The organism is Paraburkholderia sp. 31.1, assembly GCF_014397645.1.
Taxonomy (GTDB): Bacteria; Pseudomonadota; Gammaproteobacteria; order Burkholderiales; family Burkholderiaceae; genus Paraburkholderia; species Paraburkholderia tuberum.
This window is the reverse complement of the sequence record NZ_VZQN01000004.1, coordinates 13184-31198: the sequence shown is the minus strand read 5'-3', so window position 1 is coordinate 31198 and position 18015 is coordinate 13184. Positions and strand designations below refer to the sequence as shown.

Sequence of the window (18015 nt, the reverse complement as noted above, 5' to 3'; positions counted from 1 at the left end):
ACCCATGAACACGCTGAAAACCTGGGTGACGTCCCGGTGGTTCACCGTCGCGATCGGATTGCTATTGATCGCTGCGCTGATCTGGCTGGGCGCCCCCTATCTCGGGATCGGAGAACGGCAACCGCTCGCGAGCGCCGCGGCCCGGCTGGCGCTGATCTTCGCGATTGTGCTCGGCTGGCTGCTGGTCGAACAGGTCATGCAATGGCGCGCGCGGCGCAAGACGTCGCAACTGTCCGGCGAGCTGGCCGGACAGGACGCGCAGCTTCCGCTCGACGATCCCGGCAGCGTCGAACGCGAGCAGTTGCAGCGTCGCTTTCGCGAAGCAATCGATATGTTGCGCAAGACCCGCAGCAATGGCAGCAATCTCTACGCGCTGCCGTGGTATGTGGTGATCGGTCCGCCGGGCTCGGGCAAGAGCACCCTGGTGCAGAATTCCGGGCTCGAGTTTCCGCTCTCGGAGCGCTTCGGCAAGGAGGCGCTGCGCGGCATCGGCGGCACGCGCAACTGCGACTGGTGGTTCACCGACGAAGCGGTGTTTCTCGACACCGCGGGCCGCTACACGACGCAGGACTCCGATGCGGCCGCCGACGCGTCCGCGTGGCAGGCGTTTCTGTCGCTGCTGCGCCGCTATCGGCGGCGCCGTCCGCTGAACGGCGTGATCGTGACCATGAGCGTGTCCGATCTGCTGACGTTCGACGAAGACACGCGTCAACAGCACATCCGCACCGTGCGCCGGCGCCTCGATGAACTCGCGCAGCACCTGAAGGTGGCGGTGCCCGTGTATCTCGTGTTCACCAAGTGCGATCTCGTGGCGGGCTTCACCGAGTTCTTCGACGATCTCGGGCCCGATCTGCGCAATCAGGTCTGGGGCATGACGTTTCCCGTCGACGCGAGTATCGACGGTAGCGCCTGCGCGCGCTTCGCGGGCGAGTTCGACCTGTTGCTGGAGCGTCTGAATACGCGCGTGATCGAGCGTCTGCATGGGGAGCGCGATCGCAGCCGACGCGCCGCTGTGCTCAGCTTTCCGCAGCAGCTCGGCGCGTTTCGCGAAATTGCGCGGCAGTTCGTCGAAGGCGCGTTCAGGCGTCATCAGTACGGCGCAGCGCCGCTGTTGCGCGGCGCCTATCTGACCTCCGGCACCCAGCAGGGCGCGCCGATCGACCGCATGCTGAGCGCCGTCGCGCGCACCTTCGGCGTCGACGCGGCGCGCGTGCAGGGCGGCGGCACGCAACGCCGGACCTTTTTCGTCGAACGGCTGCTGAAGGAAGTGCTGTTCCGCGAGTCGGGCCTCGCCGGCACCAATCCGCGGCTGGAACGGCAGAAGCTCCTGATACAGGTCGGGATGTATATCGGCATCGCGCTCGTCACGGCGCTGCTGATCACCGGCTTCGCCACCAGTTACACGCGCAACCGTCTCTACGTCGCGCAGGTGCAGGACACCCTGGAAGACCTGCCGCCAGCCAGCAGCCTCGTCGGCGCACCGGATCTCAAGACGTATTTCGCGCGTGCGCTCGCGCGCCTCGAAGTCATCTCGGGCGCGCAGGGCGTCGCGGGCCAGTATCAGGGCCACGTGCCCTGGCTGATGCGCTTCGGCCTGTTCCAGGGCCACGCGTTGTTCGGGCAGGTGCATGCCGCGTATCTGCGCGAACTCGACGGCACCTTGCTGCCCGGCGTCGGCGTGCGCTTTCGGGAAGGACTCAACGCCAGTGCCAACGCTCCGCAGGCACTCTACGACTACCTGAAGGGCTATCTGATGCTCGGCCAGCCGCAGCATCTCGATCCCGGCGAGCTGGCCGCGCTCGCGCGCATCGAATGGCAACGCATGTTCCCGCAGGACCCGGCGATCCAGAACGCGCTCGACAAACACTTTTCCGCGCTGGTCGACGATCCGGCGAAGCCGCGCGCGCTGACGCTCGACAACGCGTTGATCGATCAGGCGCGCGCGACGCTGAAGACCGCCGATCTCGCGACGCTGATCTATGGCAGCGTCCAGCTCGACGCCGGGCGTTCGGGGGCGCCGCCGGTGCGACTCGACCAGTCGCTCGGACTGCTTGGCAGCGTGTTTCGCTGCAAGAGTGGCGCGCCGCTTTCGCAACCGTTCCCCGCGCTGTTCACGAGGCCGGTTTTCGCCGCCGAGGTGAACGGCGGAATCGATCGGTCGGTGGACGGCTTCGTGAAGGACTACTGGGTCTTCAACGCCAGCCGCATCGATCCGCTCGCGCGCTCGCGCTACGAACAGCAGGTGCTGGCGCTGTATGAGCAGGACTACATCAAGGCGTGGGACGCGCTGCTCGCCGACCTGCAACTTCAGCCGGTGTCCGACATTCAGGGCGCGAGTGCGCTGGCCGCGAAACTGTCGGGTCCGAGTTCGCCGCTGAAAGCGCTGCTGCATCTCGTGCGTGACAACACCAGCGACATGTTGCGCGGCGCCACGGCTGACGGTGCAACTTCGGCTTCATCGGTTTTGTCGGCTTCGGCGGTGGGCGCGCAGGCGGCGTCTGTAGGCGAGAGCCTGGTCGCGAGACGCGCTGCGAACACGCGCCTTGCCGGCGAATTGCGCGATGCGGGCGCAACGTTGCCGGACGGCACCACGACCAACGGCACCGCAAGCACCAAACCGGGTTCGGGCGAAGCGCCGGCCAGCCAGCCGGGCGCCGCCATCGAGGCGCATTTCGCGCAGTTGAACCAGATGAGCGTCGGCACGCCGGGTTCGACGCCGCTCGATCATATGTCCACCGTGCTCGACCAGCTCGGCAAGAACCTGTTGACGATGACTGACCTGAGCGCACCCGGCGCGCAGAACAATCCGGCCGTGCTCGCGGCGCGCCAGGAGAGCGACCAGTTGCCGCCGCAGGTGGCTTCGCTGATTTCCGGCCTCACCGGCAGGAGCGCGGATCTGGTCGCAAGCGGAAGCAGCGCCGCGCTCGCCAGCCAGTTTCGCGAGGCAGCGGGCAACGACTGCGCGAGCTTTGTCGATGGCCGCTATCCGTTTGCGTCGAACCGTGCATCGGACATCCCCGTGCAGAACTTCGCCGAGCTGTTCGGCAATGGCGGACGGTTCGACAGTTTCTTCAAGTCGACGCTCGCGAAATCAGTCGACACGAGTGGCCGCAACTGGCGCTGGAAGCCCGGCGCGCCGGCTGGCCCCGACGCCGTGCTGAGCGAAGCGCAGAGTGCCGACGCGATCCGCCAGATCTATTTCCGCAACGGCGCGCAACTGCAGGTCGGCTTTACGCTGCTCGCGCCGCAGCTCGATCCGGCAATCGCGAAGCTGACCGTCGAAATCGACGGGCAGAAGTACGACTACGCGGCAAACGGCCCCCCGAGCATATCGATGACGTGGCCTGGACCGCAGCCCGGACACGTGGTCGTCAGTGCGTTCGATACGTCCGGCCAGCCGGTCGGCACGCCGCTGAAATTCGATGGGGACTGGGCACTCTTCCACGCGCTCGATGCGGCCCGTCTGCAAAAGCAAAGCGACCTGCGCTATCTCGCGACCTTCGACTTCGGCGGCCATGCAGTGAAGCTGCCGATCGCGCCCGCGAGTCTGAAGAACCCGTTCCTCAACGACGAAGTCCGTCGTTTCAGGTGTCCGCGATGAACGGTGGAGTCGGCTTCTTCGGGAAGTTGCCCAGCGCGGGCGATTTTGTTCAGCGACGGCTGCCGTCCGTGTTCGTCGAAGGCTGGGACCGTGACTTCCAGCGCGCGGTCGAAACCGGGCGCCGCGAACTCGGAGCGCACTGGGACGCCGCATGGCGACAGGGCGCGGCGTGGCGCTTCGTGCTGCCGGCACCGGTGTGCGGCAACGTCGCGTGGTGCGGTCTGATCGGACCGGCCGTCGATCGGCTCGGCCGCGCCTTTCCGATGGTGCTGGCTGCGCCCTGTGGCGGCGATGTCGCGACCGTGCTCGGCAATCACGCGTGGTTCGACGCGCTCGAGCGCGTCTATCGCAGTGCGCAGCACGAGGTCGTGAGCGTCGACACCTTCGATGTGCGCGTGGCGGCGTTGCCCGGTCCGCTGACGCACGTGCGACCGGCGACCGACATGGCTGCGTTCTGGCGCGCGCTGCCGTGGGACGGCGGTCAATGGCGACTGGCGATGCCCGAAGGCGCGGCCGTTGGGATGGTGCTGGCCGAGGCATGGTCGCAACTCGGCAAGCGGCCGGGGCCGTGGTGCCTCTGGTGGACCGAACGTGCTGCGTGCCTGCTGGCGACGCGTGGTTTGCCGTTGAGCTACGCAGCGCTACTGGAGCCGGTGGTGTCGAAGGCGGGCGACGTGGGCGACGTGGGTGACATGGGCGATGCGCTGCGCGAGTTCGGCTCGGCATTCGCTCGTCAGTGGGAGTCTGTTGCGTTGCCGGGCGATGAAGAGTTCGCTGCCGGGCAATCCGGTCTGCGCGCGGAGGATGGTCACGATGATCGAGTGTTGCCCGTCGGTTCATCGGCAGCCGGTCACGCTGCAGATGCCAGCGATGCGCTGCTGCTACTCGACGACGGCCGCACGCTGGTGCTGAGTGCCGATGACGGCCCGTCTCACTCGCATCAACGTGCAGCGCGCGCCATCCGCGAGACGGCGCAGCGCAGTGCGGCGGATCTGCCCAGTCTGCGGACCGGCCTGCTGGCGCTGCACGCGCAACTGCGCGGGGCCCGGCACGATGCGCACGATGCGCGCTACGCAGCGGCAGCAAACGGCGCTGCCCTCGTCGCGCGCTTTGACGCAGCGCAGGTGCGACTGCTGCGGATCGGCGCCGCAGCAGCCTGGCACTGGCGGCGCGGCCAGTTGCAACCACTGTTCGTCGAGCGGGCGGCAGGCGCGGGCGGCGAATTTGACGATCTGCTGTTCGGCGATGCATGGCTCGCGATGCCCGGCATCGGCGCCTCCGAAGAGCCGGATTGCGACGAAGCGTGCATCACGCTCGAGGATGACGATCGCCTGCTGTTGCTCGTCACCCGCGCGCTCATCCAGCTTCCGCACGCGTGTCTGCTCGAGGCGCTGGCATTGACCACGAACGAGGACGCCCGCCTGCATCTCGCGATGTGCGCGGGCCTCGGCACGCAGCCCGCGCAATGGCCGCTGGCCGTGATTGAAGCCGGCTCATGACGACGCATTGTTGCTCCGCCGGCCACACCGAGACAGGCAAGGTGCGCCGCCGCAATGAAGATGCGATTCTGGTTCGCGAGGACCTCGGACTGTGGGCTGTGGCCGACGGTCTGGGCGGCCATTCGGCCGGCGACTACGCGAGCACGCTGATCATCGAACGCCTTGGTGCGCTGACGCGCGAAGGCAGCGTCTTCGACTTCATTGCTGCGATCGAAGACAGCCTGCAGCAGGTGAACACCGAACTGCGCGAGGCCGCCGTCGCGCGACAAACCGACGTGATCGGTTCGACCGTCGCGCTGCTGGTGCATGACCAGCAGTTCGTGCTGTGCGGCTGGGTCGGCGATAGCCGCGTGTACGTTCAGGAAAACGGCGCACTGACGCAACTCACTCGCGACCACGTGCATGGTCAACCGGTCGACATCACGCATTTCGGACGACGCGCGCCGGCAGGCGTGGGCACTGGCGTGCTGACCCGGGCGGTCGGCGTCGACGAGACGCTCTACGTCGACTGGGCCATGGCCGGCAGCCGGCCCGGCATGCAGTTCCTGCTGTGCTCGGATGGCGTCAACAAGGAGCTGAGTGATGGCGAATTGACCGCCGCCTGTCGCGAGCAGCACAGTCCACGCCGGCAGATCGAGCGCCTGTTCGAGCTCGCCCTTGCGCGTCGCGCGCGCGACAACATTTCCGCCGTCATCGTGCGGCTCGAAGCATCGTGAAATTTCCGCCATGAACCATCCGGACCCCATTCCTTCCGCTTATCACGGGCGCACGCCGAAGCTGACCGCGCTATCCGACGCTTTCAGGACACATTGTGAGCGTCAGATCGACGTTCTTCGCAGCGGGTCGGCACCCGCGAGAACTGGCGCGCGTTCCACCACTTCATCGTCCGCACAGATGGCCGGTGCGTTATCGGCATCCGTGCGCCGCAACCACGGCATGACTATCGTGCCGCCTGCGCTGTCGGTCCGCAGCGATCCGGACGGGCAGGATGTCGTGCAGTGCGAGCGGCTGCGACCGAGGAGGCAGCAGGCATGAGTTTGGACGAGCAGCAGGTCAACGACGCATTGCGCGCGCTCGACGAAGCCCATCGACTACAGCGGATTCAGCGCAACGAATACCGGTACCGCCGACGCATGTTGTTCGAATCGCTGGGGCGGGACACTGCGGGTACAGGCGACACCGTGCGGCGGGTCGTGCTGTCGGGCGTCATGCAACAGCCGGACGTATTGGCGGAAGGTCACGATGCCGGAAGTGCGGCAAGTGCTGAAGCGGGGGCAGTGCGCACGGACCTCGACGCGCGACCGCTCGCCGCGTGGGCCGCCGTGCTGCTCGGCGTGGCCGCGGTGGGCGTCATGCTGTTTTGCTGGTTTGTCTTCGCCTATTGAGCCGCGTTTTCGAAGCAGCCAGTCCGAGCGCAACAGCCGCTCAATGTTGCGCCGATCTGCAGGGATTATTCTTCGTCCGGCCCGGATAGCGTCTGCAGTTCTGCGAGGCCGCCGGGCGCGATGTTTTGAAGGACCTCCGCGAAGCGCTTGCCGACCAGACGTCTGGCTCGCTTGAGCAGGATCGGCAGCGGACTGGACGGTTCGTGACGTTCGTAGTAGTCGCAGATTTCGTCGATGCACCGGACGACGTCATCGGGTCCCTGGATTCGTCCGCTATCGCGCCGAGGGGCGGGGTTCGTGGGCGCGTCTTCGCCGGTCGACACCAATCCGGCGGCGAGCGCTTCGCCGCGCTCTGGAAAGCGCCGCGCCAACTGTGCATCGACGAACTTCTTCAACTCTTCGATATCGTCGGTCAGGTGGCCCAGATCGGGTCCAGCGGTACCCAGCTTTTCGCTCGCAATTGCATCAATGGCGCGCGCGTGCTCTAGCGCTATCGCGAGTGCTGCGGCCGCATCGGGCAACTGGTGTTCGGGGCAATCCATGCAGCACGCTTCGAGATCGATCAGCGTGGGCGCAGGCATGCCCTCCGCAGAGGGTGGCCGGGTGATTGCGCCCGTCGCGATACGCAGATCGCGCAACGAAAAGCGGCCGAGTCGCGGTGAGCTCACGAAGGGCGCGCTGCGGAAATAGGCGAGTACGCTCCGGGGATCGCCGAGCGGCATGATCGCGTTGGTGCGCGCGGTAGCGTCGTTGTCGTCGGCGGCGTCCAATTGCGGGTGCACCGCTTCCCAGTAACGTTCCAGCAGACCGCGAACCAGCCCCAGACCGGCGCTCCAGCCTGCAATGCCATGAATGCGGGTCGAGGCGGCGGTCAGATGGATGGCCACACGCAGGTCGTTGGTACGGTTGAACAAAGCCTCGGCGGCGGTTGCCACCTTATCCCAGTCCGGTTCTACGGCGGCCTTCAGGCTGTCGCCCATCGCCCGCTCGGATGTCGGTGTGGCGAGCCGCTCCAGCGCGATGAATTCTGGATCGTATTCGAGGTTCTCGCCTGTCGGCGTGCTGTCATCGATGGGGCGGAGCAGGTGATCTGGATCGAATGGCGTCATGATTGGCTGGCGAAAAAGGAAGGGCGCTGAGACTACAACGACAGGGCGCGTCCAACGAGCGCGCGGCATCAAACGGACAACAGCTAGTGCCCCGTAGTTATTCCGTCTCAACTGATCGTCAGCCTGGTACGCAGATCGAACGCCTTGCTACCGAGCGCCAGGCGCTTGCTCCCTTGCAAGACGTGGGACCTGGGTTCGAAAATCGCTGGCGCGCGTTTATTTGAGAGTTCCATAATTCATGACGTCACCACAGCGTAGCCTGCATCCAGCAAGCGGCAATGATCGAAGGCCGAGGAATTGGACGATCTCTTCCTTCTTGATGCTCCCCTCGTGCAGCCGGAACAAACAGTTGGTGCGCGTGAGCCCGGCGATGACAGAGACGTGATTCCAGTTGAAGTGAAACTGGATGATGGACGTCTGTCCCTTGGGCGCCCAGGTGCGGACTCTGGTCGGGCGCTCGCTGATGCCGGACTCGTCCACGAAGACAATCAGCCGCCCTTCTCGTCGGGCTTTTTTTTAAGGGCCGGCCAGGTGCGGCGCTTCCAGTTGCGCACGGCATCCTCGTTGCGTTCGATGGCCCGCTTCTCGGGCTTTTGCGGGTTAAAGCCCAGTGAGCCCAGGATGCGCCAAACCTGCGTCTGGCCAAAGCGAACGCCGTGCATGCGTTCGATGACCGCGCCCACACGCTTGAGAGTCCACAGTTCAGTGCCAAATCCATGCTCGACGGGGCTTTGCAGCAGGGCGGCGCGAACAGCCGCCAACTGTTGCTCATCGAGTTGGGCCGGCCGCCCTCGCTCGCGCACCTCTCGCAGCGCATCGATGCCGCCTTCATCGAGCAGCCGCTTCCATGTGTACACCGTCTGCCGAGCCACACCCACCGCCAACGCCACCTCGGCGCAGCCCTTGCCCGCCAGCAGCAGCCGACCCGCCTTCAATCGCTTCTTTGCTGCTTCGCTCATTCGCCGTTGCGCCATGCCAACTTGTCTCCAGGACCGTCCTGAAAATATAACGCTTGAGACGCTCAAACTTGTCATGATTTACGGAAAAATCAATAGTCGATCAATGTAGTCGGCCCATTCCTGCATGACCCTGCGACGATCGTCGTCAGACGTTGTTCTGTCGTAGGCCTTTTGCACGTCGCCACGTTTGGCGTGCGCCAGTTGCGCCGCGAGTACATCTATATCAATGCCGAGCCGTTCTCGTCCGACCGTACGAAGCATGCCGCGGAATCCGTGCGCTGCATGTTTTCCCTGAAATCCCATTTCCCGCAATGCTTTGCTCAACGGGTCCCGATGTAAATGAGGCGTTTTTTGACGGGCTGGTGACGGAAACACGTAATGACCCTTTCCGGTAAGTGCCTGCAACCCGTTCAAAGCGGCGATTGCCCGCGTTGGCAATGGCACGATGTGATCGTGGCGCATTTTCATCCGCTCGGCCGCGACATGACATTCCCTTGTCTTGAGATTCACCTCATCCCACGGCACTGCGGCAACCACACCTGGGCGAAGGCCGGTCAACATGGTTAGCTGAGGGCGGCGCGGGTGATGCGCGACTTGTAGGCATTGATAGCCACGACGAGGGGAGCAATGTCCGCAGGCTTGGTAATCGCTGGTATGTGGCCTTTCTTGTGGCGTGGCACAACGCCGCGGAGTGTCAAGGCGGCGCCATCTTCGCGCAGTCCGTTCTGGACGGCGTACGTCACGATGCCGCCGACATATTGCCGTGCTTTGGTTGCGAGGTTGGGCGCGTGGGAGGCGATCGCTTCGAGTATGGGTTTGACCTCTGGCGTGGCGAGCGTTGAGATGGGCTTGTTGCGGAGCGCAGGAGTCAGGTATTCGCGTACGACAAACTCCGCCTTCCGGTAGGGTTTCGTCTGCCCATTCCTTGCGTTTGAAGTCGAGCCAGCGCTGGGCCACGAGATGGAAGGAGCCTTCGGCTACGCGTTTGCGTGCGGTGGACTCGGCGCGGCGATGTTCGACCGGATCGGTGCCTTCGCGTACAAGATTGCGCGCGGTAGTGGCCGACCGTCGCGCATCAACGAGCGTGATATCGGGGTAGGGCCCGAGGCTGAGGAAGTTCTCCTTGCTCGTGCTCGGTCGTCGATAGCGGAACAGCCAGGTTTTGGTGCCGTTCGGCTGGACCCTCAGCGCGAGCCCGTTTCCATCCGCGAGCAGGTAGGAACGGTCGAGAGCTCTGGCGGCACGGATCACCAACTCTGACTTCGGTTCGACGCGTCTGGGCATGGGTTTGCCCCCGAATCTGGGATACGCAAAAATCGTCGATGTCAGTGGAACGCAAGGGATCCGTAGAGAACAAAAAACCCCGTAAGACGTTGATCTTACCGGGTTTCTCGAACTACTCCGGCTTACGCCGGAAGAACTTGTGGTGCCAGGAGAGGACTCGCATTTGTCTTGTAGTGCATTGATTGTTAACGATTATTTTTCAAAATCGCCCTTAAAACGTACTTCTTTATGTACTCATTTGCGGCTCGCTTGAAATTGTGACGCTTTTTGCGCAAACGCAACGCTGGGTCGACGATACAGTGATGGATGTTTCAGGTTACGGTTCCCCCGCGCCCACACGTGCCGCAGGGAAGTCAGGGGATGTTCAGATTTTTTATGCGTTCATAAAGTGTGAACCAGCTTATCAGCGACGCAACCCGGCGCAGCCGCGTTCCATTGAGTGTTATCGGCTTTCGTCCGGCTGGGCGAAGTGATGGTTTGACCAAGGAGGGGAAGCTGACGCTCGATGTGAACGGCGTGGTCCAGCAATACACGCTCGCGGCCCGAGGCCGGATAAGATCGCGGGCGGAAGTGAGCGTCCTTGTGGCGAAGAACCGCACCGCGGCTTTTCCAGTCCTGCTGGCCACTGCCTATTTGACGCTCGCGTTGGCGCAGGAATGCGTCGAGCATGACCTGCAGTTCATCGATCTGGCCGGTAATCTGTACGTGCACGCGCCTGGCCAGTACAGACTTGTAACAGGCAGGCCCGCGAATTCCGAGATCAGGCGTTTGACATCGAAATCGGGGAAGCCCGCCATCTCCGCGAGCGCCTCTGCGCTCAGAATGATTTTTGTGCTGTTATCTGCTCCAGAGTTGCTTAACCGTCCATACCGGGAAATTGCGGCAGCGGCTGGTGTGGCGCTTGGCACAGTTGGCAGTGTGCTGGACGACCTGCGTGAGCGCGGCTTGCTGGCGGGCACGGACGACCGGCGATTGCTCGATCCTGCGGCGCTCAGGGAAGAGTGGGCGATCAACCATCCGCTTCGCCTGCTGCCGAAGCTCAACGTGCAACGGTTCGCAGTAGGCGATCCATCGTGGTGGCAGCATGCCGAGCTCCCTGCAGGGCAGGCAGGCGTGGTGGGGCGGGGAGGTTGCTGCCGCAAAACTGACAGGGCAGCTTCGGCCGGCCGCGCAAACGCTTTATGTCGAACCGTCGGCAAGACCGGATGTGACGATGGCACTCGCGAAGCGTCACCGCTTGCGTGCGGATCCCGCTCTACCAGCGCACCACGCAACTGATAACCGTTACCGGAAAGCGGTGACCACCATAAAGCGCCTCTTCGTTCTTTATCACGCGTTCTTACTCGGCCATCTCATCAACGTGACAGCGCCTCGACCTGCGGCCTGCGCGTTGTGAGGAAAAGCTGCTGCGCCCGTCCAAGGGGCAGCCGGATGGGCTTGTTGGCCAGGCCGTCGCACCGGCGGCCCTGCATCGGACGCCGGCCGGTCAGACGAACGTCGGACATTCCGCCGGATAGCTCGATGCGAAGTTACTGAACGATGCTGACCGGTCCGTGATCGTCGCAGTGGTTGCCGTGCGGGTGGTGCAGATGTCCGTTGACGAGATAGTCGACATGATCGCCGTGCGGCACGGCCGGGTGGCCGCAGCTTGGGCCATGCACGTGGCCCGGCTCATGTCCGCCGCACTGATGATCGGGCGTGCAACGATCAGGGTTGGTGGTGTTCACCTCGAGGCGGTGTTCGTCAACGTGGTCGCCATGCGGGTGATGCAGATGACCGTCGTGCAGATAGTCGACGTGATCGCCATGCCGGATCGCCGTATGTCCGCAGTGCGGACCGTGCTGGTGGTCGTGGTGAACGTGGTGCGGTTCGTTGCAGGTGGCCATGGTGTTTGCTCCGTCAGGATGATGCAGGTTCGGGGTGCTCGGCGGCGTGGGTCAGAACGCTCTGAAGAAGCGTCAGGACGTGCTCGTCCGCGAGGGCGTAGAAAACATGCTTAGCCTCCCGGCGGCGCTTCACCAGCCGGGCGGCATGCAGCACTTTCAGTCGGGCTGAAATGCTGCCCAGCTTGGCCTGCTCAAACCCTACAAGTTCGGTGACGCAACGCTCGCCCTGCGACAGCAGGACAAGCAGCCGCAAGCGTGCGGGATCGCGCAGCGCGTGAAACATCGCACCGGCCGCTTCGAGCTGGGCGGGCGAAGCGGCAACGGGTGGCCGGTCCGAACAGTTGTGAGTACAGGCAGGCGTCATATTTATCAATCTATAGTTCGTTAGAATGATAAAGGCTTCTGCGGGACTGTCAAGTGCTTTCGCCGGAAGTAGGGGCCCAACAGGTCCCGTTGCCAATGCGGGCTGGATGGCATGGCCGCAGTGGATCTGCGGGATTTGGCGGTTATGCACCAGTTCAAGGCAGTACGCCGGGCGCGACCACCGTGGCGGCAGCTGGCGTCTTGCCCCCAGATTTTCGCGAGCGCCCGAACTGTGTCGAATCAGCGGGCTTCCGGATGAACAATCCTGTGGATCCCATGGTTGGCGTACCGATTATCGACCTGAACATATCCCTCGCGTGCATGTAGCACGCAGCCGGTCGCGCGGGCGCATGCCGGGCCCCAGTAGTCAGGCGGACGCCTGGGTGGCTTTGCCAACGCGACGGCTGCGTTGACAGTTCTAGCCTGGCCGCCGGACATGCATCGGCAGTAGGGGGCGGCGCATGTCTCCCCCCTTTTCAGGGCAACGTCGACGCGGCCCCGTCGGCACGGGATGTGCCACATGCCGTCATCCAGCCGGTGGCCATTCTGTTACGCGACGCGACGGATCGGTTCCTGCTGTCACCTCTCAATACGTGCGCATACGCGCAATCCGCACAATCCCATCAACCTTCACAAATGCAACATAGTTGCGTTTGTGTATAATTCGGGCGATGTGCCGGAGCGCATCGCAAGCCCGCTCCCTATGCAGTACCCGATTAAGGAAGCTGTGATGCATGCGCAAGAAGCCGACGTCTGCGATCAGGCGTACGAAAACCTGGCGGGCGAACTGTCGGCGATCCACGATCCGCTGCGTGAGATCGCGTGGGCAGCGCGATTACGCGACGCGCGCGTGAGCGGCTATCTGGATGCCGTCGTTCGTTCAGGTATTGATTCCGCACGCTGGATGGCGCAGTGGAAGAAGGGTGAGCCGGTGGTCGATGGCCCGTGGCCACGGCTGCAGGGGGGCGCGGTGTTCGGGCGCGAGCTGTCAACGCTTGCGGCGACGCTCTGCATACTGCTCGACAGTCGCAGTGCAAGGCTACGCATTGAGGTAACAAGGCAGACGACGTGCCCGCGCTTTCACGTGGACAACGTGCCGGCGCGGTTGCTATGCACGTGGCGGGGCCCCGGCACCGAATATCTTGAGGGCCGGTGTGCCGATCGCAGCCGGCTCGGGCCGGACAGCGGCGGCCTGCCGGACGGGCGCTCGGGCCTGATTCCCGACAGTGCGTGCGTTCACGAGATTCCCACCTTCACCGTTGCCGTCCTCAAGGGCGAGCGGTGGCCCGATGCGCGCTCGCACGGGGCGATTCACCGTTCGCCGGCGATGTCGCCCGGCGCCAGCCCCCGCGTCATGGTTGCGATCGATATCCCCTGATACAGAAATACAAGGAGTCATTTCATGGATGCACGACTGCCGGTTACGGTCCTTTCAGGCTTTCTCGGCGCGGGCAAGACGACGCTGCTCAATCACATTCTGAACAACCGGGAAGGGCGGCGCGTCGCCGTCATTGTCAACGACATGAGCGAGGTGAACATCGATGCCGCGCTCGTACGTGACGGTGACGCGCAGCTCTCGCGCACCGACGAGAAGCTGGTCGAGATGAGCAATGGCTGCATCTGCTGCACGCTGCGCGAGGACCTGCTGCTCGAAGTCAACCGCCTGGCGAAAGAGGGACGATTTGACCAGCTCGTGATCGAATCGACCGGGATCTCCGAGCCGCTGCCCGTGGCCGAGACCTTCACGTTTGCCGACGAGAGCGGTCAGAGCCTGTCCGATGTCGCACGCCTCGATACGATGGTCACCGTAGTCGACGCGTTCAACTTCCTGCGCGACTACAGCTCACAGGACAGTTTGCAGTCGCGCGGAGAATCGCTCGGCGATGAAGATGAGCGTACGGTCGTTGACCTGCTGATCGAGCAGATCGAGTTCTGTGATGTCATTGTGCTGAACAAGGCCGACCTGATCGGCGTTGCTGACCGTGAGCGACTGATGGCGATCCTGCACAGTCTGAATCCCCGGGCCCGCATCGAGATCTCGGAATTCGGTCGCGTGCCGCTCGCCCGCGTACTGGATACGAAGCTGTTCGACTTCGAGGAAGCGTCGAAGGCGCCGGGGTGGCTCAAGGAACTGCGCGGGGAGCACACGCCCGAGACGGAAGAATATGGCATCCGCAGCTTCGTGTGGCGCGCACGGCGTCCGATGCATCCTGAGCGCTTCGGGGCGCTGGTCAACAGCGAATGGCCGGGCGTCGTGCGCTCGAAGGGGTTCTTCTGGCTCGCGAGCCGTCCCACGCACGCGGGCTCGTGGTCGCAGGCGGGCGCGGTGTGCCGCCACGGCATGGCGGGCCTCTGGTGGGCGGCAGTGCCGAAATCGCACTGGCCGACCGATCCCGAATCCCTCGAATTCATCAACCGCAACTGGGAGCCGGACGTCGGCGATGCGCGCCAGGAACTGGTACTGATCGGTGTCGACATGAACGAGCCGGCACTGCGCCAACGCCTGGATGCGTGCCTGCTGACCGACGCTGAAATGGCTGAAGGTCCGCAGGCATGGACGCAGTATGACGACCCGTTCCCTGCGTGGGGCGGCCGCGTGCCCGAGGAAGAAGGCGCGGTATGACCCCGCGAGCCGGCGCGACGACACGTCGTTCGCAGCGTGGTGGGCAACGCCCGACGCGGCGGGGGCGCGGGTCCCGTACGGGCACCCAGGCACAACCGCTAGATCTTGGAAAGCTGGACATACCACACGGGGAGTGCGCGATGGACCTGATTCCGGTAACGCTGCTGACGGGTTTTCTTGGCAGTGGCAAGACGACGGTACTGAACCGGCTGGTGCAGCAGCCGGAAATGGCCGATGCGCTGGTGCTCATCAACGAGTTTGGTGAGATCGGGCTCGATCACATGCTCATCGCCCACAGCCGTGAGGACATCGTGGTCGAGATGAGCAGCGGCTGCCTGTGCTGCACGATCCGGGGCGACCTGGTCCGCACGCTCAAGGATATCCACTGGCGGTTCTCGCGCGACGGTCGGCGGCAGTTCAGCCGGGTGGTGATCGAGACGACCGGGCTCGCGGACCCGGCGCCGATTGTGCATACACTGGCCACGCATCGCGACCTGCGCGAGCGCTACCGGCTCGATGGGCTGGTGACGACGATCGATGCGCGAAACGCGGAGGCGACGCTCGACGCGCACGCCGAGGCGGTCAAACAGGCCGCGATGGCAGACAGGCTGCTGCTGACCAAGACGGATCTCGTGGACGTGGAGACGCTGGAACGGCTTGCCGATCGGCTGCATGCGATCAATCCGGCCGCGGGCATTATCCGCGTCAGTCACGGCGAGCTGGCGGCAAGCCGGATACTGGACCTGGGTCTTTTCACGGCAGACGGCAAGATTGCGGACGTCGAACGGTGGCTCGCCGAAGAGCAGTATGGTTCAGGCGACGATGGACATCACGACGGCCGAGCCCATCACGACCACGATCATGTGGATCACCTTGCGCATGCGCAAGGTGACGGGCCCGGACACGGCGATCACGAAGCGCAGGAAGCTCATGCCGATGAGCCGCACGAGCATGGTGAACACCCGCATCATGACCATGCACATGACGTCAACCGGCACGACGACCAGATCCGCGCGTTCTGCTTCACGGTCGAGGAGCCCATTCCGGAGCAGGTACTGACCGACTGGCTCGACGTGCTGCTGTCGCTGATGGGGCCGTCGATGCTGCGGATCAAGGGCATTCTGAATGTCGAAGGCGAGGACAGGCCGATCGTCATCCATGGCGTACAGCACGTCTTTCACCCGCCGGTGCCGCTCGACGCCTGGCCGGGTGAGGACCGGCGTTCGCGGATCGTGTTCATTACCCGCGCGGTCGAACGTGAAACGGTCGAATCGACTTTCCGGCTGTTCAGCGAGGTGGGCGCCATCCGTGCGCAGGAGGCGCATTCCGGATGACGAGGCTCCCCATTGCGCTCTACAACACGCTGACCCGCCGCAGGGAACCGCTGCAGACCGGCATGCCCGATGCGGTCACGTTGTACGTGTGCGGTCCCACCGTGTACAACTACGCGCACATCGGCAACGCACGGCCGGCAGTCGTGTTCGACGTGCTCGTGCGGCTGCTGCGCAGGCGCTACCGCTCCGTGCTCTATGCGCGCAACCTCACGGACGTCGATGACCGGATCAATGAGATGGCGCGCCGCGACGGCGTGCCGATCGGCAACGTCACGTCGCGGTATATCGACGCGTACCACGAGGACATGCAGGCGCTCGGCGTCCTTCCACCGGATATCGAGCCGCGCGTGACAGAGCATATCCCCGACATCGTCGGGCTCATTGAAACCCTGATCGAACGGAAACACGCCTATGTGGCGGAAGGGCACGTACTGTTCCATGTCCCGTCCTTTACGGAGTACGGCCGGCTGTCGGGGCGCCGCACCCAGGACATGATTGCCGGGGCGCGGGTGGAAGTGGCGCCATACAAGCGCGATCCGCTCGACTTCGTGCTCTGGAAACCTTCGAGCGACGACATCTCGGGCTGGGACAGTCCATGGGGGCGCGGCCGCCCGGGATGGCACATCGAATGTTCAGCGATGATCGGACGACATCTGGGACGTACCATCGACATCCACGGTGGCGGCCAGGACCTGATCTTTCCGCATCACGAGAACGAGATCGCGCAGGGCGTCTGCGCGCACGATGGTGAGCCGTACTGCCGGATGTGGGTACATAACAGCTTCGTCACCGTGGACGGCCAGAAGATGTCGAAGTCGCTCGGCAACGTGCTGCTGGTGCGCGATCTGCTCGCGCACGCGCCCGGCGAGGCGCTCAGGCTGGCGCTGCTTTCGACCCACTACCGTCATCCGCTCGACTGGAGCGTGCAGCGGCTACAGGCGGCATGCCGGACGCTGCAGCGGGCCTATATGGCGCTCGATGCCGTCTCGGGGCTTCCGCATCTTGGGACCGGACCCGACAGCGAGGTGGAGGCGGCCCTCTCGAATGACCTGAACGTACCGCGCGCGCTCGCCCGTCTGTATCGGCTGCTGGAGGATCTTGAGCAAGCTTCCCAGGGATCGGCGCAGCAATGGGCGAAGGCGCGCCTGCTGGCGTCCGCACAACTGCTCGGCCTGCTGCAGCAGGAACCGGCTCAGGCACTGGTGGCACTGCGCGGCCGTATCGACGCGACATCCGTCACGGAAGACGCGTGGGTGGAATCAATCGTGGCCCGCCGCGCCGAGGCACGCCGGCAGTACGCGTTTGGGGAGGCCGATGCGCTGCGCGACGAGTTGCTGCGCGCCGGTATCCAGATCGAGGACACGCTGGAAGGGACAGTCTGGCACCGAAGTCACGGGGTCCTGGCATGATCCGCAAAAATCCACGTGGGGACCTGCCTGTGGTCCACGAAAGCGCGTTTGTTGATCCGACCGCCATCCTGTGCGGACGGGTCATCGTCGGCGAGAATGTATTCATCGGCCCGTACGCGGTGATCCGTGCCGACGAGACGGATGCGCAGGGCGGCATTGAACCGATCCATATCGGCGCGCACTCGAACATCCAGGATGGCGTTGTGATCCACTCGAAGTCGGGCGCTGCGGTAACGGTCGGCAGCCATACATCGATCGCTCACCGCGCGATTGTGCATGGTCCCTGCGAAGTCGGCGACCGTGTGTTTATCGGCTTTAACAGCGTGCTGTTCAACTGCACCGTCGGTGAAGGCTGTGTGGTCCGCCACAATGCCGTAGTTGACGGCTGCAACCTTCCCGCAGGCTTTTACGTGCCGTCGACCCAGCGCATCGGGCCGGGCACCGACCTGTCGACGATTCCGAAGGTGACTGCCAGTGCGTCAGAGTTCTCCGAGGACGTCGCCCAGACCAATGTGAGGCTCGTTCAGGGATACCGCCGCATCGCGAACGAATTGTGACCGTAG

18 protein-coding genes and 2 pseudogenes are annotated in these 18015 nt (G+C 64.2%); 11 read left to right on the top strand and 9 right to left on the bottom strand.

Features of this window, described 5'->3' with window-relative positions; genetic code table 11:
• The first annotated feature begins 4 nt into the window (after positions 1 to 4).
• Genes tssM through F6X37_RS03455 form a run of 5 tightly spaced genes read left to right on the top strand, consistent with a single transcriptional unit; the run spans position 5 to position 6485 of the window.
• Positions 5 to 3601, top strand: a complete 3597-nt coding sequence (tssM, locus tag F6X37_RS03475) for a type VI secretion system membrane subunit TssM (protein WP_187610334.1) — start codon at positions 5 to 7, stop codon at positions 3599 to 3601.
• Positions 3598 to 5100, top strand: coding sequence for a type VI secretion system-associated protein TagF (gene tagF, locus F6X37_RS03470; RefSeq protein ID WP_187610333.1), 1503 nt, complete (start codon positions 3598 to 3600; stop codon positions 5098 to 5100). The genes tssM and tagF overlap by 4 nt, the downstream gene beginning before the upstream one ends.
• On the top strand, positions 5097 to 5816 hold the full coding sequence (locus F6X37_RS03465; RefSeq protein ID WP_187610332.1) for a PP2C family protein-serine/threonine phosphatase: 720 nt from the start codon (positions 5097 to 5099) through the stop codon (positions 5814 to 5816). The genes tagF and F6X37_RS03465 overlap by 4 nt, the downstream gene beginning before the upstream one ends.
• Before the next feature lie 10 nt (positions 5817 to 5826).
• Positions 5827 to 6135, top strand: a complete 309-nt coding sequence (locus F6X37_RS03460) for a hypothetical protein (RefSeq protein WP_187610331.1) — start codon at positions 5827 to 5829, stop codon at positions 6133 to 6135.
• A gap of 2 nt (positions 6136 to 6137) precedes the next feature.
• The gene (locus tag F6X37_RS03455) at positions 6138 to 6485 is read left to right on the top strand and encodes a hypothetical protein (RefSeq protein WP_187610330.1); all 348 of its coding nucleotides are present in this window, start codon (positions 6138 to 6140) and stop codon (positions 6483 to 6485) included.
• A gap of 65 nt (positions 6486 to 6550) precedes the next feature.
• Here F6X37_RS03455 and tssA read toward each other — a convergent pair whose 3' ends face one another.
• From tssA to F6X37_RS37855, 7 genes and pseudogenes are all read right to left on the bottom strand, one after another.
• Positions 6551 to 7594, bottom strand: coding sequence for a type VI secretion system protein TssA (gene tssA / locus F6X37_RS03450; RefSeq protein ID WP_187610329.1), 1044 nt, complete (start codon positions 7592 to 7594; stop codon positions 6551 to 6553).
• 291 nt (positions 7595 to 7885) lie between these two features.
• Positions 7886 to 8568: pseudogene (locus F6X37_RS03445) on the bottom strand (IS630 family transposase); the annotation flags it as partial.
• 63 nt (positions 8569 to 8631) lie between these two features.
• Positions 8632 to 9114, bottom strand: coding sequence for a tyrosine-type recombinase/integrase (locus F6X37_RS36650; RefSeq protein ID WP_262419796.1), 483 nt, complete (start codon positions 9112 to 9114; stop codon positions 8632 to 8634).
• Between the two features lie 2 nt (positions 9115 to 9116).
• Positions 9117 to 9398 (bottom strand): hypothetical protein, encoded by a 282-nt coding sequence (locus F6X37_RS37865; protein ID WP_410451204.1) that lies wholly within the window; start codon positions 9396 to 9398, stop codon positions 9117 to 9119.
• A gap of 166 nt (positions 9399 to 9564) precedes the next feature.
• Positions 9565 to 9837 (bottom strand): annotated as a pseudogene (locus tag F6X37_RS36645) (Arm DNA-binding domain-containing protein); the annotation flags it as partial.
• A 381-nt stretch (positions 9838 to 10218) separates the two neighbouring features.
• On the bottom strand, positions 10219 to 10548 hold the full coding sequence (locus tag F6X37_RS37860) for a hypothetical protein (RefSeq protein WP_410451200.1): 330 nt from the start codon (positions 10546 to 10548) through the stop codon (positions 10219 to 10221).
• Between the two features lie 126 nt (positions 10549 to 10674).
• Entirely contained in the window at positions 10675 to 10923 is a 249-nt protein-coding gene (locus tag F6X37_RS37855) for a hypothetical protein (RefSeq protein ID WP_410451199.1), read from the bottom strand.
• Between F6X37_RS37855 and F6X37_RS36635 the strand changes: the two genes are divergently transcribed.
• Complete coding sequence (locus F6X37_RS36635; protein WP_262419789.1) at positions 10922 to 11233, top strand: type IV toxin-antitoxin system AbiEi family antitoxin; 312 nt, start codon at positions 10922 to 10924, stop codon at positions 11231 to 11233. The genes F6X37_RS37855 and F6X37_RS36635 overlap by 2 nt on opposite strands.
• Positions 11234 to 11366: 133 nt before the next feature.
• Here the strand turns inward: F6X37_RS36635 and F6X37_RS36360 are convergent, their stop codons facing one another.
• A complete protein-coding gene (locus tag F6X37_RS36360; RefSeq protein WP_222944749.1) occupies positions 11367 to 11723 on the bottom strand; it encodes a hypothetical protein in 357 nt (118 codons plus the stop codon).
• Between the two features lie 13 nt (positions 11724 to 11736).
• Positions 11737 to 12006: an ArsR/SmtB family transcription factor gene (locus F6X37_RS36355; protein WP_222944748.1), complete on the bottom strand. Its 270-nt coding sequence runs from the start codon at positions 12004 to 12006 to the stop codon at positions 11737 to 11739.
• A gap of 810 nt (positions 12007 to 12816) precedes the next feature.
• Between F6X37_RS36355 and F6X37_RS03425 the strand changes: the two genes are divergently transcribed.
• From F6X37_RS03425 to F6X37_RS03405, 5 genes are all read left to right on the top strand, one after another.
• Positions 12817 to 13464 carry a DUF1826 domain-containing protein gene (locus F6X37_RS03425; RefSeq protein WP_187610328.1) on the top strand — a complete coding sequence of 216 codons (648 nt, stop codon included), beginning with the start codon at positions 12817 to 12819 and terminating at the stop codon, positions 13462 to 13464.
• A 24-nt stretch (positions 13465 to 13488) separates the two neighbouring features.
• Positions 13489 to 14709: a zinc metallochaperone GTPase ZigA gene (gene zigA, locus F6X37_RS03420; protein WP_187610327.1), complete on the top strand. Its 1221-nt coding sequence runs from the start codon at positions 13489 to 13491 to the stop codon at positions 14707 to 14709.
• A gap of 140 nt (positions 14710 to 14849) precedes the next feature.
• The gene (locus F6X37_RS03415) at positions 14850 to 16043 is read left to right on the top strand and encodes a CobW family GTP-binding protein (RefSeq protein ID WP_187610326.1); all 1194 of its coding nucleotides are present in this window, start codon (positions 14850 to 14852) and stop codon (positions 16041 to 16043) included.
• On the top strand, positions 16040 to 17452 hold the full coding sequence (gene cysS / locus F6X37_RS03410) for a cysteine--tRNA ligase (protein WP_187610325.1): 1413 nt from the start codon (positions 16040 to 16042) through the stop codon (positions 17450 to 17452). The genes F6X37_RS03415 and cysS overlap by 4 nt, the downstream gene beginning before the upstream one ends.
• A complete protein-coding gene (locus F6X37_RS03405) occupies positions 17449 to 18009 on the top strand; it encodes a carbonate dehydratase (protein WP_187610324.1) in 561 nt (186 codons plus the stop codon). The genes cysS and F6X37_RS03405 overlap by 4 nt, the downstream gene beginning before the upstream one ends.
• Positions 18010 to 18015 lie beyond the last annotated feature (6 nt).